General features: G+C 42.0%; 23 protein-coding genes. All 23 read left to right on the top strand.

Features of this window, described 5'->3' with window-relative positions:
• Positions 1–2: 2 nt before the first annotated feature.
• The 23 genes from fliH to QMA12_RS07055 all read left to right on the top strand — a co-directional run bounded on the left by fliH (position 3) and on the right by QMA12_RS07055 (position 23,072).
• Entirely contained in the window at positions 3–818 is an 816-nt protein-coding gene (gene fliH, locus QMA12_RS07165) for a flagellar assembly protein FliH (protein ID WP_290210858.1), read from the top strand.
• Positions 819–836: 18 nt separating this feature from the next.
• A complete protein-coding gene (fliI, locus tag QMA12_RS07160) occupies positions 837–2,171 on the top strand; it encodes a flagellar protein export ATPase FliI (RefSeq protein WP_087530880.1) in 1,335 nt (444 codons plus the stop codon).
• A complete protein-coding gene (fliJ, locus tag QMA12_RS07155) occupies positions 2,171–2,617 on the top strand; it encodes a flagellar export protein FliJ (RefSeq protein WP_087530879.1) in 447 nt (148 codons plus the stop codon). The genes fliI and fliJ overlap by 1 nt, the downstream gene beginning before the upstream one ends.
• Positions 2,618–2,717: 100 nt before the next feature.
• Entirely contained in the window at positions 2,718–5,150 is a 2,433-nt protein-coding gene (locus tag QMA12_RS07150; RefSeq protein ID WP_290210857.1) for a flagellar hook-length control protein FliK, read from the top strand.
• Positions 5,151–5,216: 66 nt separating this feature from the next.
• Positions 5,217–5,738, top strand: coding sequence for a flagellar basal body-associated protein FliL (gene fliL, locus QMA12_RS07145; protein WP_087530877.1), 522 nt, complete (start codon positions 5,217–5,219; stop codon positions 5,736–5,738).
• Between the two features lie 9 nt (positions 5,739–5,747).
• Entirely contained in the window at positions 5,748–6,842 is a 1,095-nt protein-coding gene (fliM, locus tag QMA12_RS07140; RefSeq protein ID WP_087530876.1) for a flagellar motor switch protein FliM, read from the top strand.
• 18 nt (positions 6,843–6,860) lie between these two features.
• Positions 6,861–7,259, top strand: coding sequence for a flagellar motor switch protein FliN (gene fliN / locus QMA12_RS07135; protein WP_087530875.1), 399 nt, complete (start codon positions 6,861–6,863; stop codon positions 7,257–7,259).
• Entirely contained in the window at positions 7,256–7,642 is a 387-nt protein-coding gene (gene fliO, locus QMA12_RS07130; RefSeq protein ID WP_290210855.1) for a flagellar biosynthetic protein FliO, read from the top strand. The genes fliN and fliO overlap by 4 nt, the downstream gene beginning before the upstream one ends.
• Before the next feature lies 1 nt (position 7,643).
• Positions 7,644–8,384 (top strand): flagellar type III secretion system pore protein FliP, encoded by a 741-nt coding sequence (gene fliP, locus QMA12_RS07125; RefSeq protein WP_290210853.1) that lies wholly within the window; start codon positions 7,644–7,646, stop codon positions 8,382–8,384.
• Positions 8,385–8,429: 45 nt separating this feature from the next.
• The gene (fliQ, locus tag QMA12_RS07120) at positions 8,430–8,699 is read left to right on the top strand and encodes a flagellar biosynthesis protein FliQ (protein ID WP_087530872.1); all 270 of its coding nucleotides are present in this window, start codon (positions 8,430–8,432) and stop codon (positions 8,697–8,699) included.
• A gap of 1 nt (position 8,700) precedes the next feature.
• Positions 8,701–9,480, top strand: coding sequence for a flagellar biosynthetic protein FliR (gene fliR, locus QMA12_RS07115; RefSeq protein WP_290210851.1), 780 nt, complete (start codon positions 8,701–8,703; stop codon positions 9,478–9,480).
• A gap of 9 nt (positions 9,481–9,489) precedes the next feature.
• Positions 9,490–10,620: a flagellar biosynthesis protein FlhB gene (flhB, locus tag QMA12_RS07110; protein ID WP_290210850.1), complete on the top strand. Its 1,131-nt coding sequence runs from the start codon at positions 9,490–9,492 to the stop codon at positions 10,618–10,620.
• Between the two features lie 82 nt (positions 10,621–10,702).
• Positions 10,703–12,811, top strand: coding sequence for a flagellar biosynthesis protein FlhA (gene flhA / locus QMA12_RS07105; protein WP_290210849.1), 2,109 nt, complete (start codon positions 10,703–10,705; stop codon positions 12,809–12,811).
• Positions 12,812–12,836: 25 nt separating this feature from the next.
• Complete coding sequence (gene flhF, locus QMA12_RS07100) at positions 12,837–14,339, top strand: flagellar biosynthesis protein FlhF (RefSeq protein WP_290210848.1); 1,503 nt, start codon at positions 12,837–12,839, stop codon at positions 14,337–14,339.
• Positions 14,332–15,192 carry a MinD/ParA family protein gene (locus tag QMA12_RS07095; protein WP_087530867.1) on the top strand — a complete coding sequence of 287 codons (861 nt, stop codon included), beginning with the start codon at positions 14,332–14,334 and terminating at the stop codon, positions 15,190–15,192. The genes flhF and QMA12_RS07095 overlap by 8 nt, the downstream gene beginning before the upstream one ends.
• Positions 15,193–15,218: 26 nt before the next feature.
• A complete protein-coding gene (locus QMA12_RS07090; RefSeq protein ID WP_087530943.1) occupies positions 15,219–15,929 on the top strand; it encodes an RNA polymerase sigma factor FliA in 711 nt (236 codons plus the stop codon).
• Positions 15,930–15,969: 40 nt separating this feature from the next.
• Positions 15,970–16,353, top strand: coding sequence for a chemotaxis response regulator CheY (gene cheY, locus QMA12_RS07085; RefSeq protein WP_054203298.1), 384 nt, complete (start codon positions 15,970–15,972; stop codon positions 16,351–16,353).
• A gap of 16 nt (positions 16,354–16,369) precedes the next feature.
• Complete coding sequence (locus tag QMA12_RS07080) at positions 16,370–17,137, top strand: protein phosphatase CheZ (protein WP_290210847.1); 768 nt, start codon at positions 16,370–16,372, stop codon at positions 17,135–17,137.
• A gap of 14 nt (positions 17,138–17,151) precedes the next feature.
• A complete protein-coding gene (locus tag QMA12_RS07075; RefSeq protein ID WP_087530864.1) occupies positions 17,152–19,374 on the top strand; it encodes a chemotaxis protein CheA in 2,223 nt (740 codons plus the stop codon).
• 65 nt (positions 19,375–19,439) lie between these two features.
• Positions 19,440–20,573 (top strand): chemotaxis response regulator protein-glutamate methylesterase, encoded by a 1,134-nt coding sequence (locus QMA12_RS07070; RefSeq protein WP_290209679.1) that lies wholly within the window; start codon positions 19,440–19,442, stop codon positions 20,571–20,573.
• Entirely contained in the window at positions 20,566–21,330 is a 765-nt protein-coding gene (locus tag QMA12_RS07065) for a flagellar motor protein (RefSeq protein WP_290209677.1), read from the top strand. The genes QMA12_RS07070 and QMA12_RS07065 overlap by 8 nt, the downstream gene beginning before the upstream one ends.
• A gap of 3 nt (positions 21,331–21,333) precedes the next feature.
• Positions 21,334–22,290 (top strand): flagellar motor protein MotB, encoded by a 957-nt coding sequence (locus QMA12_RS07060; RefSeq protein WP_087530861.1) that lies wholly within the window; start codon positions 21,334–21,336, stop codon positions 22,288–22,290.
• A gap of 11 nt (positions 22,291–22,301) precedes the next feature.
• Entirely contained in the window at positions 22,302–23,072 is a 771-nt protein-coding gene (locus tag QMA12_RS07055) for a ParA family protein (protein ID WP_290209675.1), read from the top strand.
• Position 23,073 lies beyond the last annotated feature (1 nt).

Here is a 23,073-nt window from a genome sequence, read left to right as displayed (position 1 = left end):
CCATGAATAAACCTCGCTCAACTCAAGGTCGGCCATTGCATGCAAATGAGGCGGTTGATGAGTTATTAGAAAACTGGCCTATCCCAGATGTAACTCAAGATACACGCAAATACGATGGTCGTTCAACGGCATTTGGTACGCCACTCGCAGAGCTTTACAAAAAAGAAGTTAAAGAACCGATTGAAGAGCCTGAAGCAGAAGAAGAGTTACCTAATTTAACGATGGCTGAACTGGAGCGTATTCGCCAAGATGCGTATGAAGAAGGTTTAAAGCAAGGCCATGAACAAGGTTATATTGATGGCTTTGAAAAAGGTGTATCAGAAGGCAAAGAAGCAGGCTACAAAGAAGGTGTTGAACTGGGTAAAACTCAAGGCCATGAAGAGGTTAAGCCATTAATTGAAGAGCAGTTAACGGGCTTAAAAACACTGCTTGATAGCTTAACAGCCCCCCTTGATAAAGTTGACGAAGATGCGGAAAAGCAATTAATTCAACTGGCGGTGATGCTGGCTGAAGCATTAATTTATCAAGAAGTTAAAACCTCGCCGAATGTGCTCTTACATAGCTTAAAACACGCTATTGATGCGCTCGGAGAGCAACAACAAAGTGTGCGTATTCACCTAAACCCTGACGATATCGAATTAGTTAAAAGCAGTTATGGTGAACAAGCACTATCGCAAAGTAATTGGCAACTTGTGCCAGAGCCAACCTTAGAGCGTGGTGGTTGCCAAGTTAAAACCCCTCAATCATCCATTGATATGACGATGAAAACACGCGTCAAAGAAACGTTGGATAGTTTTTTGCATAGTAGTGGTATCTAACTCAATAATTGGTTTGCAATGAGTTCTCAACTTCGGCCATTAAGCGAACGCTTACAAGACTACCAAAAACATATTCACAGCCCAGCACCGGCTGTCGCGGGCATTCTTACACGCGTTGTAGGCCTTACTTTGGAAGCTAAGGGGCTTAGAGCCCCTGTAGGCAGCCAATGTAAAATCGAAACCATGCATGGCTTTGTTGATGCTGAAATAGTTGGTTTTAACGACCAAACCCTCTACTTAATGCCCAATGATCATATATCAGGTGTGTTGCCAGGTGCACGGGTTATACCGCAAGTAAATGAAACTGGCTTGCCGGTTGGTATGTGTTTACTTGGCCGGGTTGTAGATGGTTTAGGGCGCCCATTGGATGGTTTAGGGCCGATAAACGCAGAGCATCATTTAAAATTTGCCCAAAACACTATTAATCCCCTGTCTCGTAGACCAATCAGTCAGCCTATGGATGTTGGCGTGCGCGCGATTAACTCAGTTATTACAGTAGGTCAGGGCCAACGAATGGGCTTGTTTGCAGGTTCTGGTGTGGGTAAGTCTGTTTTACTGGGTATGATGACCCGAGGCTCTGAGGCCGATGTTATCGTCGTTGGTTTAGTGGGCGAGCGTGGCCGTGAAGTTAAAGAATTTATCGAAGAGATTTTAGGCGTTGAAGGGCGCAAGCGATCCGTAGTGGTTGCAGCTCCAGCAGATGCCTCACCGCTTATGCGCCTTAAAGGGTGCGAAAGTGCAGTGACTATTGCAGAGTATTTTCGCGATCAAGGTTTAAACGTTCTATTGCTGCTGGATTCAGTGACGCGTTATGCCATGGCACAGCGTGAAATAGCGTTAGCTGTTGGTGAGCCGCCTGCAACCAAAGGTTACCCGCCTTCAGTGTTTGCTAAACTGCCCGCGCTGGTGGAGCGCGCTGGGAATGGTGGTGAAGGGCAGGGCTCAATAACGGCATTTTTTACTGTGCTAAGCGAAGGGGATGACATGCAAGACCCAATAGCCGATGCTGCTCGCGCGATTTTAGATGGTCACATTGTGTTATCAAGAGATTTAGCCGATAGCGGTCATTATCCTGCAATTGATATTGAAAAGTCTATCTCGCGGGTTATGCCGCAAGTTGTTTCAGAGCCCCATATGCAGCAAGCGAGAGTATTAAAACAAGTGTATTCCATGTATCAACAAAATAAAGACATGATCACCTTAGGTGCCTACCAAAAGGGCACTGATCAAATGCTTGATCAGGCTATAAATATGATGCCAAGAGTAAACGCATTTTTGCAGCAAGGTATGAAAGATGTGATTAGTTATGATGATGGCTTGCAAGGGCTTGCCCAATTATTAGGACAAGCATAATGGCAAAGAATAAACTCGATCTATTGCTGAAATTAGAAAAAGACAAAGAAGAGTCGTTGCGAATGAATTATTTGCAAGCGCAACAACATTTTCAAGCTAATCAGCAAAAGCTCCAAGGATTAAATGATTTTCGCATGGAGTATACACAGCAACTTCACGTCAAAGGCCAATCTGGTTTGAGTAGTGCAGGGTTTAGTCAATATCATGCTTTTATCGCAAAAATAGAAGAAGCTATTCGCCAGCAAGCGAGCACTGTAAGTACAGCAAAGCAAGTTGTTACCCAGCGGCAAAGTTTGTGGTTAAAGCAGCAAATAAAGGCCAAAGCAGTTGCTAAGCTCATCGAGAAGCAGCAGCAAAAAGCGAATGCACTAATTTTAAAGAATGAACAAAAAATGCTTGATGAGTTTTCCTCCAATCAATTCTTTCAAAAACGCCAAGCCTTGTGAACTAATAACAATTTAGGCATATAAATTGCTTTATTCATTTATGAAGTCTTTATATTGGCAAACTGCGGCGGCAAATTGCCACGTTTAATGTAGGTGAATTATGTCGATTAGCGAATTATCAGTACTCATATCAGCAGAGCCAGATGCTAAATTAGCTAACAAAGATCAGGTGCATCAAAACAACACCGAAGATGGTCAGATCTCTGGTAGTGATTTTTTCAGCCAATTGCAAAGTGCTAATAATGCTGTTGAAACACCAAATAAAAAATCAAATACAGCCGAGCAGCGAGACCCCGAAGAGGTCAAGTTAGATCAAGATGAAATAAAAAAAGAGCAAGATAAACCTGAAATATCAGGTGACGATATGCTTGCACAAATTAATGCTGCAAATAATTTAGATACCAGTGTAAAGACCACATCAACTGATAAACCGGCAACTTCTGTAATTGACCTATTAGATAAATATGCTCAAGAAAAACTAGATCCAGGTTTGGTTAAAGTAAATGCACCACGCCCTATTGATGCTGTAACCCCAATTATTGACCCGCCACTTGAAGATGACAGTCAAGATGCTGAGAGTAACTCTGTCAGCGATTTATTGGACAAGTACTCAAAAGAGCAGCTAGATCCTGAGTTGGTAAAAGTCAATGCACCACGCCCTATTGATGCGGTTACCCCAATTATTGATTCACCACTCGAAGATGATAGCAGTGAGAATAAGCTTGCTGTAACAAGTGATAAAACAGTTATTGCTGAAGCGATTGGTAAAGAAGTTAATTATAAAGGCGACCCAGGTGATGCTGTGACACCCATTGTTGATAAGGTTAACTCAGACAAAGAGGCTTTAATTAATTCTGTTACAACAGCACAGGGTTCAGACCAAGTAAAAGATGCAGCTGAATCTACTATTTTGAATAAAGAGCCTGTAAACCCTAAATCGCTTGAAGGGAAGTTCGTTGGTACTGCAACTAATAGTGAGAATGAATCTGTTAAGACTGAGATGGCAAAATCATCGCATAATGGTGAAGCCAAAGTTTTAGCTGACGTTACATTACCATCATCAACAGGTCAAAGTAAATTGGCTGAATTGGACGATGTTAGCAATACAGAAAAAGCAAGTAGCGTGGCGAATACAACTGAAAGCCCTGTGGTTGACAAAACTCTGACGCAAACACCTGATGTAGTAAAAGTATTAAAAGAGGCCGTTACAGCAACGCAAACGCAGGTTAACTCAGCAGCGGATAAACCCTCAGTAGTGACATCAGCGATAGCTAAAAGTCCAGACGTTACTCAAGCTGTTCAAACATTACTAAAAGCAGATGAAAGTACGTCATTAACGGATGATAAATTACTTGCAAGTTTAAGCACTGAGCAGCGTACACAATTACAAACGCAAGCAGAAAGCTTGCCAGCCCTAGGGGCGACACCACAAAGTATCTCAGTATTAAAGCAGACCATTGCTCAATTTATAGTGAGTAACAATGATGCTAACCCAGCAATAAAAAATGTAACTGTAAATACAACAATGGATACTACGCAATTAAGTGATGAAATAGCGAGCCTTTCAGCGCCAGAAAAGCAAGTGTTAGCTAAACAGTTAAATCAATTTATCGCGACTGAAAAACCGCAAGGTGCCGTATTAAATAAAGTTAATGCTGCTTTGGCTGAGCTCGAAGGTAAGTCGGTTACAACGATAAAAGAGCCACAACTGAACGCACAAACGCTTACACAAGCGGCAAATAGTACACCCGTTGAATCAAGCAAAGCAGCACCGGTACATAGTGCTGCGGGCAGTGCATTGAGCCAAGAGCAAGCTAATAAACAGTCTGCTGTGCAAAGTATTGTTAAAGAGCAAGTCATCGTTGATAAAGATAACGCAGAAGCATTAACTCCTCGCGACACAGCTGTAACTCGAACAAATCAGCTATTCGCTCAAATTACGACTGCAACGAATCAAATTACAAGCTCTGTAGTGACGGGGATGAATGAGGTTATTGAGCAGCGTTATCAGCAAGAATTTACTGATATGCAAGTGCTTAATGCGCAGCAAACGACCGCTACATCTCAGAGCAAACAAATAAATGTTGACCCTACTATGCTACAGGCACTAAATATTGTTAAGAGTGATGCAGCTAAATTATTGCAAGAGCGCGTTAGTGCCTTATTAAATATTAATAATAAGGAAGCTGAAATTCGTTTAGATCCGCCAGAAATGGGCAGCATGCAAATTCGTATTCGCAGTGATGCGGAACAAGCACAAATAAACTTTGTGGTTCAAAACCAACAAGCAAAAGAAGCGCTTGAGCAATCTATGCCTAAATTACGTGAAATGCTTGCGGAGCAAGGCATAGAACTCGGAGAAAGTAGTATTCAGCAAGGTGATAGCCAAGAAAACATGGCAGAACAACAGCAGCAAAATGCTCAAGGTCAACTTGCAAATAATGCTGAAAATGATGATGAATCGACAGATATTCAAGCATCTACTAACAATATCAAGCAACAATCTTCATCATCAATAGATTACTATGCCTAACACCTGCTATTATAATGATATAAAAATAAATAACTTGCTGGGTCATTAAGACGCAAAGGAATTATCATGGCTGAAGAAGCAAATTTAGAAATCGAAGATGGTGGAAAAAGTAAAAAAAAGCTTATTATCATAATCGCAGTGATATTGCTTGTTATTGCGGGCGGCGCTGGTTATTTCTTCCTATCAGGCTCAGATGAACCTGCTGAAACTTTGGCTGATGAAACTGTTACTAGTGAAGAGGTGAACAATTCTGATTCAGCACAAATAGGTAGTGCTTTATATGTAGCTATGCCTAGGCCGTTTGTTTTTAATGTACCCGGTGCCAGCAGAGACCGTGTGGTGCAGATTAAAGTACAATTATTGGTCCGTGGTGACGTAAATGAAGAAATAGCTAAAAAGCATATACCACTTATTGAAGGGACAATATTAAGTGTATTTTCTACTACCACAGCCGATGAGCTAGGCACGAGTGAAGGTAAAGAAAGCTTGCGTGTAGCAGCACTTGAAAAAGTACAAACGGCATTGAATGATGTTGAAGGCAGCAAAGTAATTGAGCGGGTGTTATTTACCGGCTTTGTAATGCAATAAGGGGTCCGCGTGAGCGATTTATTATCCCAAGACGAAATTGATGCGCTATTACACGGTGTTGATGAGGTTGAAGAGGAAGATATACAAGACGGTGATGAAGGGGATGGTGGCAATACGCTACAATATGACTTCTCATCACAAGACCGTATTGTTCGCGGTAGAATGCCGACGCTGGAAATCGTCAATGAACGGTTTGCCCGCCACATGCGGATCAGTTTATTTAATATGATGCGCCGCACCGCCGAAGTATCAATCAACGGTGTGCAAATGATAAAGTTCGGGGAGTATATTCACACTCTCTTTGTACCAACAAGTTTAAACATGGTGCGTTTTCGCCCATTAAAAGGCACAGGCTTAATCACCATGGAAGCACGGTTAGTGTTTATTTTGGTTGATAACTTCTTTGGTGGAGATGGTCGCTATCATGCCAAAATTGAAGGGCGTGAGTTTACCCCTACAGAGCGCCGTATAGTGCAAATGCTGTTGAAAATAATCTTTGAAGATTATAAAGAAGCATGGGCACCGGTGATGGATGTGTCTTTTGAATACCTCGATTCAGAGGTAAACCCTGCCATGGCAAACATTGTTAGCCCAACAGAAGTTGTGGTGATCAGTTCATTTCATATTGAACTTGATGGCGGTGGCGGCGATTTTCATATTGCTTTACCTTACTCTATGCTCGAGCCAATCAGAGAGTTGCTTGATGCTGGTGTGCAATCTGACACCGAAGACACTGATTTACGTTGGAGTAAAGCATTACGTGATGAAATCATGGATGTAGAGGTTGAGCTTTCAACGCAATTATTAGAAGTGGATTTAAGCTTAGAACAAATTATGGAGCTTAAAGCCGGTGATATCATTCCAGTTGAGATGCCAGAGCATATAACTGTTTTTGTAGAAGAACTGCCTACATTTAGAGCTAAAATGGGCCGCTCACGGGATAATGTCGCACTGCAAATTAGTGAAAAAATTAAACGCCCTGAATCTGTCAAATCAGAATTACACGTCTTTACAAAAGGTGGTAAAAAACTCGATTCAGATGCAGAATTAGCAGAATTAGAAGACGATTTACACCTTTCTGAAGGTGTGGATTTAGACTGGTAAAGATTAAGGTTTTTAAGTATGAGTGATGACCAAGATACGATGGACGAATGGGCTGCAGCCTTAGCCGAAGCTGAAGGTGCAGACGAAGGTGGCGATGCAAAGGTTGCTGAACTGGATGAGTTAAGTGACGCTAAGCACGAAATGAGCAATGAAGAAAAGCGTAAGCTCGACACAATTTTAGATATACCGGTGACTATTTCGATGGAAGTAGGGCGTTCTAAAATAAATATTCGTAACTTATTGCAGTTAAACCAAGGTTCAGTGGTTGAGCTTGACCGTGTCGCAGGTGAACCGTTAGATGTGTTAGTTAATGGTACGCTTATTGCTCATGGTGAAGTGGTTGTGGTAAACGACAAATTTGGTATTCGCTTAACGGATGTAATTAGCCAAGTAGAGCGGATCAAAAAATTACGATGAGTGGCTGGTTTTTACTTTCCGCAGCTACAAGCACAGTAACTCCCTCGGCTACGCCGATGGGAGACGTTGTCTCAATGGCGATGTCGTTAATCATGGTACTGGTACTGATTGTGGTACTGGCATTTCTGGTTAAAAAACTAAACCCCAATTTGGCGAATAGTGAAGAGTTTAAAGTGGTGCGAAGCCTTCCTTTAAGTACCCGTGAACGTTTAATGGTTGTTGAAATTGATAATTGCCAACATTTACTTGGCGTGACACCTCATAGTATTAATTACTTACATAAATTAGAAACGCCATTAACCGAAAAAGAATTACCCGCTTTGGCACAGCGTTTTGGTAAGCTATTAAACCCAAATACCAACCACAATAAAAAGAATACATAATATGATGAAGTGGCTGCTGATACTTTTTACCCTAGTGTTTATTCCCCAAGTTAATGCTGAAGGGATTGAAGCGCTTAATATCACCACCAATCCTGATGGCTCACAAGACTACTCTGTAACACTACAAGTACTTGCTATCATGACCGCGCTGAGCTTTATTCCTGCGGCCGTGATCATGATGACTTCTTTTACGCGAATTATTGTGGTACTGGCTATTTTACGCCAAGCAATAGGTTTACAACAAACCCCATCAAATCAAATATTATTGGGTATGTCTTTATTCTTAAGTATTTTCATTATGGCGCCTGTGTATCAAAAAGTGAATGAGCAAGCTATAGAGCCTTATATGAATGAACAGGTTACATCGGTACAAGCGTTAGAACTTGCTAAAGAGCCGATGAAAGCATTTATGCTGTCACAAGTGCGTATTAAAGATTTAGAAACATTCGCCAAAATAGCAGGGTATGAGCAGCTTAATTCACCTGAAGATACGCCAATGATTGTCCTCATTCCTGCTTTTGTAACTAGTGAGTTGCAAACCGCTTTTATAATCGGTTTTATGTTTTTCATTCCGTTTTTAATCGTGGATTTAGTGGTGGCCTCTGTATTAATGGCAATGGGTATGATGATGCTATCGCCGATGATCGTATCTTTACCTTTTAAGATTATGTTGTTTGTTTTGGTTGATGGTTGGGGTCTTGTAATGGGCACCTTAGCAAAAAGTTTCGGACTCGGGGCTTAGGCTATGTTGTTTTTATCGACGTTGAAGCAAAACTAGGAGGGAGCCATGGAACCGGAAATTTTTGTTGATATACTCAGCGATGCATTATTTTTAGTAATTAAGTTGGTTTCAGCTATTGTTGTTCCCGGTCTACTCGTTGGTTTAGTTGTTGCGGTATTTCAGGCAGCAACGTCTATCAATGAGCAAACATTAAGCTTTTTACCACGTTTATTAATTACCATTAGTGCACTTATTTTTGGTGGTCATTGGCTAACTCAGGAGTTAATGGACTTTTTTACCCGTTTAATCATGATCATCCCTGAAATCGCAGGCTAATATGGAATTTCCGTTTTCGGTTATTATTCAATGGCTCAGTGATTTTTTACTGCCATTAGTACGTATTAGCTCGATGATCATGATTATGGCAGGTATTGGTGCTAAAAATGTCCCTACCCGAATAAAAATGGGCTTGGCGGTGGTTATTACATTTTTAGTGGTGCCAGTACTTCCTCCTGCAAGTTTTAATAATCTGTTTTCCTTTCAAATGGTGTTAGTGGTGATTCAGCAAATGCTGATAGGGGTCGCTATTGGATTTGCATCATTACTCATGCTCAATACCTTTGTGTTAGCGGGGCAAATTCTAGCAATGCAAACCGGCTTAGGTTTTGCCTCCGTTGTTGACCCATCAAATGGTATGAGCGTACCTGCGGTTGGTCAGTTCTATTTAATTTTAGCGACGTTATTATTCTTTGTTTTTAACGGCCATCTAATGATGATCCAAATGGTGGTGCATAGTTTTAATGTTCTGCCTATTGATGGTAGCTGGTGGGCAGTTGATCACTATTGGGATATTGTGACATGGGGCGGTTGGATGTTTACAACTGCATTGGTGCTATCTTTAGCACCGTTAACCGCAATGCTGGTTATTAATATGTCGTTTGGGGTAATGACTCGTGCAGCACCACAGTTAAATATATTCTCTATCGGTTTTCCATTTACCCTTGTTGCCGGGCTAATAATTATTTGGGCGACACTAGGTAATTTTGTCACTCAGTTTGAATTTCAGTGGCTGAAAATGGTTGAGTTGATGTGTACTTTAGTGGGCTGTTCACCTTAGGAGCGCAATATGGCTGAAGATTCAGGTCAAGAAAAAACCGAAGAACCCACGGGGAAAAAAATTGAAGAATCGAAAAAGAAAGGACAAGTAGCGCGTTCAAAAGAACTCGGTACCATGTTCGTGCTTATTTTTTCTGCCATTTCACTATTATTGTATGGTCCTGAAATTGGTAAAGGCTTGTATAATATTATGGGACGAATGCTGAGCCTGAATCGCAACGAAACCTATGACACAACTAAGATGTTTTCGGTGTGGGGATCTGTAGCTGACGCGCTTGTTTTTCCAATGGCAATGTTTGTATTTATTATTGCTCTTGCGGGTGTTATTGGTAATACCTTACTCGGTGGATTTAACTTTAGTTGGCAAGCCGCTGCACCTAAGGCGAGTAAAATGTCACCTGCTAAAGGTATCAAGCGTATGTTTGGCCCGCAAGCAGGAGTGGAGCTAGTTAAGTCGATTTTAAAGTTTGCAGTGGTAGCAGGGTTTGCCATATTTTTAATTAATACTTTTTTTGATGAGATTCTTCATCTGAGTATCGAAAGTGCACCGGGTAATATTATTCATGCCTTAGAGATTCTAGCGTGGATGTTTTTAGGCTTAACCTGCACTTTAACGATTATTGCCGCGATTGATGCACCGTACCAGAGCCATAAACATCACAAAGAACTAAAAATGACGTTGCAAGAAGTCAAAGACGAATATAAAAACTCTGAAGGTGACCCGCAAATAAAAGCGCGTATTAGGCAAACACAACGACAGATGTCTCAGCGTAGGATGATGCAAGACGTGCCTGATGCGGATGTAGTAGTAACCAACCCAACCCATTATTCTGTGGCACTTAAATACGATACAGAGCGTGCAGGTGCGCCAATTGTACTGGCTAAAGGCGTTGATGAGATGGCGATGCAAATTCGTAAAATAGCCAAAGGCAACGAAGTACCATTGGTTGAATCACCTATGTTAACTCGAGCGCTGTATCACACCGCAGAAGTTGGTGACCAAATACCAGATCAACTGTTTACCGCGGTTGCACAAGTACTCGCTTATGTATTTCAACTTAAGCGCTTTCAAAAAGGCCGTGGTAAGCGCCCAACTGAGCTCAATAAAAAGCTTCCTATTCCAGACGCTTATAAATACTAGTCCTGCTTAATTTTAGCTTTGCAATAACTTGGAATAGTTATTGCAAATTCCGTGCAGTGTCAATTTTTTGAAATTGTGAGTTATGGATTTTAAAGCTGTATTACAACAACTTAATAAAGATAAAAAAGAGTATGCCAAAGGAGTCGGAACGCCTTTACTCGTGCTAGCTGCACTAGGTATGGTGATTTTACCGCTGCCGCCGTTTTTACTCGATATTCTTTTTTCGTTTAATATAGCCCTTGCCTTAGTGGTTTTGTTGGTGACTGTTTACACCATGAAACCTGTAGAGTTTGGTATGTTCCCCGCAGTACTGCTTATCGCAACTATAATGCGCTTAGCGCTCAATGTTGCGAGTACCCGAGTAGTTCTGCTTGAAGGTCACAATGGAGGAGATGCGGCAGGTAAAGTTATTGAGGCCTTTGGCTCGGTGGTTATTGGTGGCAATTATGCCGTTGGTTTAGTGGTTTTCTTAATTTTGATTATTATTAACTTTGTCGTAATCACCAAAGGCGCAGGGCGTATTTCAGAAGTATCAGCACGTTTTACCTTAGACGCTATGCCGGGTAAGCAAATGGCCATTGATGCCGATTTAAACGCCGGTTTTATCAGCGCAGAGCAAGCACGAGACCGTCGTGAAGAAGTCACCCGTGAAGCAGATTTTTATGGTTCAATGGATGGTGCTAGTAAGTTTGTAAAAGGGGATGCCATCGCGGGTATCGTGATTTTGATCATCAATATCATTGGTGGTTTATTCGTAGGTATGATCCAACATGATCTGAGTTTCGGCCGAGCAATGGAGGTTTATACATTGCTGACGATTGGTGATGGCTTGGTAGCGCAATTACCCTCATTACTGTTATCAATTGGTACAGCAATTGTTGTAACACGCCAAAATGAATCGCTGAACATGGGCGATCAATTCAAAAGCCAGCTTGGTAACGAAAAGTCATTATTTATCGCTTCTGGCATTCTCATTGTGATGGGCTTAGTACCTGGCATGCCGCATTTTGCATTTTTAAGTTTAGGTGCACTGCTTGGTTACCTTGCGTATTACACACAACAAAACAAAATTAAAGAGGCCGCAGCTAAAGAAGAAGAGGCGGCAAATGGTGGGGCAGCTGGCACCGGTGTTGCTAATAAACAAGAACAAAAAGAACTTGGCTGGGATGACGTACAGCAAGTTGATGTCATTGGTTTAGAGGTCGGTTATAGATTGATCCCACTTGTTGATCAATCTCAAGGTGGCGAGCTACTTAACCGAATTAAAGGAGTGCGTAAAAAGTTATCACAAGAGCTGGGCTTTTTAGTACCACCGGTGCATATTCGTGACAATCTCGAATTAGACCCAAATGCTTACAGGATCACTATGATGGGTGTATCTAGTGGTGAAGGGGAGCTCAAACACGGGGATGAGCTGGCGATTAATCCAGGTCAAGTGTTCGGTCCAATTAAAGGCATTGAAACTAAAGATCCTGCGTTTGGCTTAGATGCGGTGTGGATCAAGCCAAATCAAAAAGATGAAGCCCAATCATTAGGCTACACAGTGGTTGATTCAGCGACTGTCGTGGCTACTCATATCAGTCAATTACTTACTAACAGTGCTGCATTACTACTTGGTCACGAAGAAGTACAAAATCTATTAGATATGTTAGCTAAAAGCCACCCTCGTTTAGTCGAAGGCTTAGTGCCAGATGTATTACCACTCACAACCGTGGTTAAAGTCCTGCAAAATTTATTAAATGAAGGCGTAGCAATTCGCGATATGCGCTCAATTGTACAAACCCTAGTTGAGTATGGTCCTCGTAGCCAAGACCCTGACGTATTAACGGCTGCAGTGCGAATTTCATTGCGTAGGTTAATCGTTCAAGATGCGGTTGGTATGTCGTCTGAAATACCTGTCATAACCTTGGCGCCTGAGTTGGAACAGATGTTGCATCAGTCACTTCAGAATGCAGGCGACGAAGGTGCCGGAATAGAGCCAGGACTTGCTGAGCGACTTCAACAATCATTAAACGAAGCGCATCAGAATCAAGAAATGGCCGGTGAACCTTCGATATTGCTAACATCAGGAATGTTACGCACTGTGTTATCTCGATTTGTTAAGTACACCATTCCAGGTTTGAGAGTGATGTCTTATCAAGAGGTACCAGATGAAAGACAGATCAAGATTGTTAGCTCAGTAGGCCAATAATCGGATTTTAAAAGGGTTGTGAACCATGAAAATAAAACGTTTTTTTGCTAAAGATATGCGTACCGCACTAAAAGAAGTTAAAGATGAACTTGGTGTAGATGCAGTAATTATGTCAAATAAAAAGCTAGCTAATGGCGTTGAAATTGTTGCTGCTGTTGATTATGACAAGTCTGCACCAAAAGAATCAGCACCACAACCTGCCGCGGCTCAAGCGCAAAGAAATCCGAACTTTGTAAAACCTGCGCCGCAACGTGCTCAGCAAGAGCCACAAGCTGCGGTTGCTGATAGCCTACAAGCTTTATTAGAACGTCAGTCACCACAACCTAAATCACCAGAGCTTGCGTCTATGTTTAGCCAATCGGGTATTGATACTTCAACTCAATATCAGGGTAAGCCGCAGCAACAGCCACAGCCAGATCAAGCACATTATAGAGCAGGTGAACCGCAAGCACACCCAGAGTTTGCTCGCCGTGAAACGACAAATAAAGCACATACTCAAGCACACAGCTTAGGTTTTGATGACGAGTTAGAAAGTGGCTTTGATGATTTAGACACCCCTTTACACTCTCAGGCAGCTACAGGGAATGGCAAAAGTGACGAAATTTCGTCAATGCGTGATGAAATGAATGCGATTCGTCAACTGCTTGAACACCAAGTGTCAGGTTTAATGCAACAAGATATGGCACGGCGTGATCCAACACGAGCTTGTATGATTGACCGTTTAGTTGGTATGGGCATAGAGCATGATGTAGCCGAGCAAATGGCGTGTTTTATTCCTGATGATGTTTCTCGCCAACAAGCATGGCAGGCGCTACTGCAAATGGTTGAAAACCAAATGCATACAACGAATAACGAAATACTTCGTCAAGGTGGTGTATACGCATTAGTGGGGCCTACTGGCGTTGGTAAAACTACCACGGTTGCTAAGTTAGCCGCACTGGGCGCGCAAAAATATGGCGCAGATAAAGTCGCGCTGATCACAACCGATACCTACCGTATAGGTGCTTATGAGCAGCTTGCGACGTATGGTCGTATAATTGGCTGTGGCGTAAAACAAGTTAAAGATGCTAACGAATTAGCAGAAGTGTTATACCATTTACGAAATAAACGACTAGTATTAATTGATACGGCGGGAATGAGCCAACGTGATTTACGTTTAACAGAGCAATTAAACACGCTAATGCGTAATCAACGTGTGGATATTCGTAATTATTTAGTCTTAAGCGCAACGGCACAAATTAACGTGTTACAGGAAACGGTACGACACTTTAAGAAAGTACAATTAAGTGGCTGTATTTTCACCAAATTGGATGAGTCGCTAAGTTTAGGTGAGATTATTAGCGTAGCGATTCAAAATCGCCTTCCAATAGGGTATCTTACTAACGGCCAGCGTGTTCCTGAGGACATTCGTGTCGCTAATTCAGAAAAATTAGTAAAAAAAGCTGAACAATTGTATTTAAAAAGAACAAAAGCACAACATTCACGACGTCAAGCAGTGGCGTCAAGCACAGTAGGGATGTATGATTAACACAGTATTAGATCAAGCAAGTGGCCTGCGAAAAATGAGTCAAAACAATAATAACGGTGTAAAAGTTATCGCTGTTACCGGTGGTAAAGGCGGAGTTGGTAAAACCAACGTGTCATTAAACACTGCAATCGCGCTTGGCCAGCTAGGCAATAGAGTTTTAGTACTGGATGCCGATTTAGGTTTAGCAAATTGTGATGTGATGCTAGGTTTACGTGTTGAGCGTAACTTATCCCATGTTTTATCGGGTGAATGCGAGTTAGATGAAATTTTAGTCGAAGGCCCCGCAGGGATAAAAATAGTTCCCGCAACGTCCGGCTCACAAAGCATGGTGGAATTATCGCCATCTGAGCATGCTGGTCTTATCCGTGCTTTTAGCGAGTTAAACACTGAATTTGATATTTTAATTGTTGATACCGCTGCTGGTATTTCTGATATGGTGTTGAGTTTTTCCCGTGCAGCACAAGATGTTATGGTTGTTGTATGCGACGAACCCACCTCAATCACCGATGCTTATGCCCTCATAAAGGTCCTTAGTCGTGAGCATGGTGTTTATAAATTTAAAATAGTTGCTAATATGGTGCGTAGCATGCGTGAAGGCCATGAACTATTTGCTAAATTATCTAAAGTAACTGACCGATTTTTAGATGTCTCTATGGAGTTGGTTGCTACCGTTCCTTACGATGAAAACATGCGTAAATCTACCCGCCGCCAAAAAGTAATTGTTGAATTATTTCCAAATTCTCCAGCGGCAGTTGCTTTTAAAACTTTGGCGACAAAAGCAGTTAAATGGCCAATACCTAATCAACCATCAGGCCATTTAGAGTTTTTCATAGAAAAATTAGTAAACGGCTAACTATGACAGCATCGGTGAGCAAAGCGATGGGCTATCAATCCACAGCAAATTTAAATGCAATAGTTGAAAAGCACGCGTCGCTGGTGAAGAAAGTGGCGTGTCATCTAATTGCACGTTTCCCACCGAGTGTACAGCTAGATGATTTAATTCAATCAGGCATGATAGGTTTAATTGAAGCGTCGAAAAACTTTGATGCTGCAAAAGGTGCCAGTTTTGAGACCTTTGCAGGTATTCGCATTCGTGGTGCAATGCTTGATGAAATGCGCCGTGGTGATTGGGCCCCTCGTTCAGTACATCGCAATAGCCGTATGGTTGCAGAAGCAATTACAGAACTAGAAAGTAAATATAATCGTGAGCCTAAAGATAGTGAAGTTGCTGAAAAACTTGATATTACGCTAGATGAGTACCATCATATTCTAAGTGATGTAAACTCAAGCAAAGTTCTGGGTATCGAAGACTTAGGGGTTGATGAAGATGTTATAACCCCAGTTGGGCAAGACTTAGCACTGGACAAGCCCTTTAATAACGTTAAGAATGAACGTTTTAATGAATCCTTGTTAGCAGCAATTAAGTCGCTACCAGAGCGTGACGGCCTTGTTCTTTCGCTCTATTACAACGATGAAATGAATTTAAAAGAAATTGGGCACATACTCGATGTTAGCGAGTCGCGTGTGAGCCAGATACATGGTCAGGCGATGATTAAGCTAAAAGCAAAAATCAATGACTGGATAAATTAGAAGTAAGTAAATATAGGTTCAGACCTCACCGGAGGATGTTTTGGATAAAAACATGAAAATTCTTGTTGTTGATGATTTTTCGACGATGAGACGTATTATCAAAAATCTGTTAAGAGATTTAGGTTTTACTAATGTGCAAGAAGCTGATGATGGTTCAACAGCTTTACCAATGCTACAAAATCAAGAATTTGATTTCGTAGTGACTGATTGGAATATGCCAGGTATGCAAGGTATTGATTTATTACGTGCAATCAGAGCTGATGACACGCTTAAACATATCCCTGTGCTGATGGTAACGGCAGAAGCTAAAAAAGAACAAATTGTTGCTGCTGCTCAAGCCGGCGTTAATGGCTACATCGTAAAACCTTTTACTGCTGCAACACTTAAAACCAAATTGGAAAAAGTGTTTGAGCGCCTAGGCTAATTAATAGGAGAGGCTTATGTCAGCACCTGCTGCGCCTCAGATCACTTTAGAACAAGCCCGTCAGCTTGTTGTTCACCTTGAAAACGGTGAGCAAGACAAAGCTGATCAGCTCATCCTTGATGCGGCGACAAAAGAGCAATCAGAACTTTTTGCTGAAGTTGGTAAATTAACCCGCCAACTTCATGACGCGCTAAAGAATTTTGAACTCGATACGCGGCTCTCAGACTTAACAACTGATGCAATTCCTGACGCAAAGCAGCGTTTAAATTATGTTATGGAAATGACAGAAAATGCTGCTAATAAAACCATGGATGCAGTTGAAGCTAGCTTGCCAATAGCACAAGAGTTGGCTGATGAAATCGCCCAGATAAAGCCGACTTGGGACCGTTTAATGAGTCGTGAAATTGAGCTCGGTGAATTTAAGTCACTGTGTCATAGTTTAGATAAATTCATGAACCACTCCCACACTAAGACCGACGAACTGCAAGGTCTAATGACTAATGTGTTAATGGCGCAAGATTATCAAGACTTAACAGGGCAAGTGATCCGCCGCGTAATTGATTTAGTTAGAGAAGTTGAAGATAGTTTAATACATTTATTGACTGCATTTGGTAGTCATGAAATTGACGAAGCTAAAACTAGAATAGCAGCTATAGAAGAAATACCGCCTGCAAAAACGACATTAGCAGGTCCAGAAGGGCCAATTATTGATAAAGAGTCGCGAGATGATGTTGTCAATGGGCAAGATGATGTTGACGATTTACTGTCAAGTTTGGGCTTCTAAGAGGAGAGCACTGCATGAGCTTTGAAGTCGATGAAGATATTTTACAAGATTTCCTAGTTGAAGCTGGAGAAATTCTTGAGCTTTTATCAGAACAGCTAGTAGAACTTGAAAATAATCCAGATGATACCGAGTTACTAAATGCTATTTTCCGTGGTTTTCATACCGTAAAAGGTGGTGCGGGTTTCTTAAGTATGACAGAGCTGGTAGATGCCTGTCATGGTGCAGAGAACGTATTTGATTTACTGCGTCAGGGCGTTCGAAAAGTTAACTCAGAGCTCATGGATGTAATATTACAAGCGCTCGATACAATTAATGAAATGTTTGCGACAATACAAAATCGCGAACAACCAGAACCCGCCGATCCTGAATTACTCGCTATATTACATAAGTTAAGTCAACCGCCTAGTGCCGATGAAGAGCAAGCGTCAAGCGCGCCAGCGCAAGAGTCTGAAGCGCTCGTCGAAGATGCTGATTCAGCAATCGATGAAGATGACCCTTTTGCTTTTGATATGTTGTTCAATGGCCAAGTTGACGACAAGCCAGAAGAAGCACAAATTGATGAGATCACCGAAGATGAGTTTGAAAGCTTATTAGATGAACTCCACGGTAAAGGTCAGAGTCCGATAGCGAATACAAGCGCTGCGCCTCAAGATAATGCCAGTAGCAGCGATATTACCGATGATGAATTTGACAGTTTACTCGATGAACTACATGGGGTAGGTAACTTTGGTGCGGTAAATCCTGCTCCAGCGCAAGAAGAACCTATTGAAGCAGCTACAACAGCTGAAGTGAAAAGTGTAGCGGCAAGCTCAGCATCAGACGATGAAATCAGCGATGACGAATTTGAAGCACTACTAGATGAATTACATGGCAAAGGTACTGCTCCTAAAGCGCTTACTGCGAGTAGTGTAGAAGATGATGCACCGAAGCCTGCTACAGAAGCGAAAAAACCTGAAGCAAAGGTTGAAAAACCTGCACAAGTAAGCAAGCCTCAACCAGCAGCATCAAAACCCGTTGAAAATAAGGCACCTGCGCCAGCAGCAGGTACAGCTAAAAAACATGCTCCACCTCAAGCTGAAACAACCGTGAGGGTTGATACGAAGCGCTTAGATCAAATCATGAATATGGTTGGTGAACTTGTATTAGTGCGTAATCGATTAGTAAGTTTAGCGACTAACACAAATAATGAAGTGATGGGCAAAGCAATCTCTAATTTAGATGTTGTGACTGCCGATTTACAAGGTGCGGTAATGAAAACCCGCATGCAACCAATCAAAAAAGTGTTTGGTCGTTTTCCACGCGTAGTCCGTGATTTAGCGCGTAGCTTAAAAAAAGATATTAACTTATTGTTAGTGGGTGAAGAAACAGATTTAGATAAAAACTTAGTTGAAGCGCTTGCAGATCCTCTTGTTCACTTAGTGCGAAACTCGGTCGACCACGGAATTGAAATGCCTGACGTACGTGAGGCCGCGGGTAAACCAAGAACAGGTACGGTTACTTTATCGGCTTCGCAAGAAGGCGACCATATTTTGTTGACTATTCGAGATGATGGTGCAGGTATGGATGCTGAGAAGCTGAAAAAAATAGCCATTAGCAAAGGTGTGCTTGATCATGACCAAGCGAGTCGTTTGTCAGATACTGAAGCATATAATCTAATTTTTGCGCCAGGCTTTTCAACCAAAGAACAGATTTCAGATATTTCCGGCCGTGGCGTTGGCATGGATGTAGTAAAAACTAAAATAACCCAATTGAATGGCTCAGTAAGTATTCAATCTGAGTTAGGTGTTGGCACTATATTAGAAATCAAAGTACCACTGACATTAGCTATACTACCAACCTTGATGGTTGTCGTTGGTCAGCAAACGTTTGCGTTACCGTTAGCCGGGGTAAATGAGATTTTCCATCTAGATCTGACTCGTACAAATGTAGTTGATGGGCAACTAACTATCATAGTGCGTAAAAAAGCAATACCATTATTCTATTTAGAACATTGGCTTGTAAAAGGCGCCGATACCTCGCAGCGGAAAGCTCAAGGGCATGTTGTTATCGTACAAATCGGTACTCAGCAGGTTGGCTTTGTTGTGGATTCATTAATCGGCCAAGAAGAAGTTGTTATAAAACCACTGGATGCTCTTTTACAAGGGACGCCTGGTATGGCAGGTGCGACAATTACTTCAGATGGCGGTATCGCCTTGATTTTGGATGTCCCAAGCTTGCTAAAATACTACGCAGGTTAGAGTAATCTTTATCTTTTTATGGGGGCCACTGGCTCCTGTAGATAAAATTTAACAAGAGTACGCCAATGGCAGTTAAAGTATTAGTTGTTGATGATTCGAGTTTTTTTCGCCGCAGGGTGAGCGAAATTCTAGAACAAGATAAGGACATTGATGTAATTGGTTTTGCGGTTAATGGCCGTGAAGCAGTCGATAAAGCGCGCCAACTTCGTCCTGATGTCATCACGATGGATGTCGAGATGCCGGTGCTTGATGGAATTAGTGCCGTGAAAGAAATCATGGCTGCAAACCCGACTCCTATTTTAATGTTTTCGTCGTTGACTCGTGATGGAGCAACCGCGACGCTGGACGCGCTTGATGCTGGCGCCTTAGATTTCTTACCGAAGAAGTTTGAAGATATTGCGCGTAATAACGAAGATGCGATTAAACTTTTACAAAACAAAGTAAAAGAAATCGGGCGTAGACGTTTATCAAGATTTGGCCGCCCAACTACGAGTATAAATAAGCCATCAGTTAATAAAGAAACAGCTCCAAGGGCGAGTATTAGGCAGCCAGATCGCAGTTTTAGTCGATCAGCTGTACCTGCTGATACGAGCGTTGCGTCAGTACGTGCCTCGGGTAAAAAATATCAAATTGTAGCGATAGGTACGTCAACCGGTGGGCCTGTCGCATTACAAACTATTTTGACTCGATTACCAGCGAGTTTTCCGCACCCCATCTTACTCATTCAACATATGCCAGCCGCGTTTACCCCAGCATTCGCAGCACGATTAAATGGTCTGTGTAAAATTCAAGTTAAAGAAGCGCAACAAGGTGATAAGTTAATGCCAGGTACGGCTTACTTAGCTCCTGGTGGCCAACAAATGCTAATTGAAGGGCGTGGTGGTAATCGGACGTTAAGAGTATTTGAAGATGACAGTGCGCGTATCACATATAAACCCAGTGTTGATGTGACATTTGCTAGTACTGCAAAAGCTTTTCAAGGAGATGTTTTGGCGGTTGTTCTCACTGGAATGGGCGCAGATGGCCGTGATGGTGCGCGAATGCTCAAACAAGTCGGTGCAACGATTTGGGCACAAGATGAGAGCACCAGTGTGGTTTATGGTATGCCACAAGCTGTTGCTGCTGCAGGGCTTTCTAGTGCTAGTATTGCATTAAATGATGTGGCTACTCGATTAGTACGTGAGATTGGTTGTGGATAAGCTATCAATCTTAGGGCTAGTAATTGCGTTAGGTGCAATAGCTCTTGGCTATACATTAGAAGGCGGTGCTGTTGCTGCTTTATTTAACGGCCCTGCACTGATCATTGTACTAGGCGGCACCTTGGGGGCTGTGATGTTACAGTCTCCGGTTAGCACGTTTATCAAAGCCTTAAAAATTAGTTACTGGGTTTTCTTCCCCCCTCGTCATGATATTGACGCAGCCATTGAAGAGGTTAAAAGTTGGTCCCACAAAGCACGCCAAGAAGGGTACTTAGCCCTTGAAGATACGGCGCTGACTCACCCTGATAGTTATGCAGCAAAAGGCCTCAGCTTACTTATCGATGGTGTGAGTGAGAAAAAGCTGCGTGATACGCTTGAAATTGATTTGTTGCTAGAGCGCGAGCGACTACTTGAAGCAAGCCGTGTTTATGAAGCTTTAGGCGGTTATAGCCCAACAATTGGTATTTTAGGTGCAGTACTTGGACTTATTCAGGCTATGTCATTCATTACCGAGCCGCAAAAGCTAGGCGCCGGGGTGGCTACTGCGTTTATAGCGACAATTTATGGTGTTGGTTTAGCAAACTTATTGTTTTTACCTATGGCAAATAAATTAAAGCAACAAGTTGAGCAAAAAATGTTGTTTCATGAGCTACTCGCGGAAGGAATTATAGCCATCAGCCAAGGCGATAGCCCTGCTAATATTGAGCTAAAACTAGAAGCTTACCGAGTTGAACGACCTAATCTATTAGCCAATTAATTTATGATCCGTCGCCGACTTCGTCATCAACCTAGCAACAATCAGCACACAGAGCGTTGGTTAGTCTCCTATGCAGATTACATGACTATTATGTTTGCGTTTTTTGTGGTGATGTATGCAATTGCTATTAATAAAGAAGAAAGCTTTCAAATTTTATCAGACTCATTAGAGCAAGTATTCGATCAATCTGCGCGTCAGCATAGTCAAGAGGGCACCGGTGTGACGGGGACAGGTTTATTAACTGATAGAGTTAGCCCAGAAAAAGAGTTGCTATATGGTGAAAGTATCCAAAAGCAAGAAGCAGGTCCAGAGCTACTTGATGGGCAAAGCGATACCAGTAATATCAAACAAAAGCATTTAGGCAAGCCTTTAGATAGCTTATTAACCAAATTACAATCAGCGCTGATTGACGAAATTCGCGATGGTGAGGCGAGCCTAGAGCTGCACCAAGACTGGCTGATCATAGAGCTGAGCTCAGGCATGTTATTTTCAAGCGGCAGTGCGGTTGCACATAGTCGCGCTAAAACCGTGATTGGTATGGTTAACGATATTATCGCACCGGTTGATAATTATGTCAGAGTGCGTGGGTACACAGATAACGAAACAATTCGAAACGAAATATTTCGCTCTAACTGGGAGCTTTCTGTTGCGCGGGCAACCTCAATTTTAGTTGAACTTGAATCTCTGGGAATTAACCCAGCTAGAATGGCTATTGAAGGCTACGGGCAATATTCGCCATTTGCAGATAATAGTACAGAGCAAGGCCGCGCTGAGAATAGAAAAGTAGTGGTTGCATTATCTAAGTATGGCTTACCAGAGCAAGAAACGCCCCGAGAAGGGGATCTTGAAGAAGAAAAAGCTGAACCTGAAGTAATTGAATTGCCTTCGGACGATAACACGATTAAAGTAATTCAATTACCACATGGCGGTATACGAATTACAACGCGCAATGAACAATAATAAGGTGTGATGTGAAAATTTGGACGGTGGCGAATCAAAAAGGTGGCGTAGGTAAAACAACAACTGCGGTAAGCCTTGCTGGTACATTAGCATTGCAGGGAAAGCGTGTGTTATTGATAGACACTGATCCGCATGCCTCTTTGACTTACTATTTTGGTATCGATTCTGAAGATTTAGAAGTCAGTGTTTATGATATATTCGCTCGCGGCAATACCATGCAAAGTGAAGAAATACTGCAATCACTGTGTCCGTCAAATATTGCTAATTTAGATATAATGCCTGCGGCAATGGCCATTGCTACCCTTGATCGCAGTATGGGCAATAAAACTGGTATGGGGCTTATTTTAAAAAAAGCGTTAGCCAAAATCAGTGAGCATTATGACTATGCAATCTTGGATTGCCCACCTGTTTTAGGGGTGTTAATGGTTAATGCACTGGCAGCGAGTGAACGTATTTTAGTGCCAGTACAAACTGAATTTTTAGCCTTAAAGGGTTTAGATCGTATGATGCGTACAATGGAATTGATGCAAAGCTCGCAATCAAAGCAGTATCAATATACCATCATCCCAACAATGTACGATAAGCGCACAAATGCGTCGTTAGAAGCATATAAAACGTTGCAAAAAACGTATAATGATAAAGTTTGGCCAGGTGTTATACCTGTCGATACCAAATTTCGAGATGCAAGCTTAGCACAACAAGTGCCAATTCAATTTTGCCCTCGTTCACGTGGTGTATTTGCCTATCGTGCGTTATTAGATTATTTGATTGAGCAAGGTTAAT

The sequence above is a fragment of the Pseudoalteromonas sp. APC 3893 genome, from assembly GCF_030408095.1.
Lineage (GTDB): Bacteria > Pseudomonadota > Gammaproteobacteria > Enterobacterales > Alteromonadaceae > Pseudoalteromonas.
The sequence above is the reverse complement of the archived record's forward strand: the minus strand, read 5'-3'. Positions and strand labels throughout refer to the sequence as shown.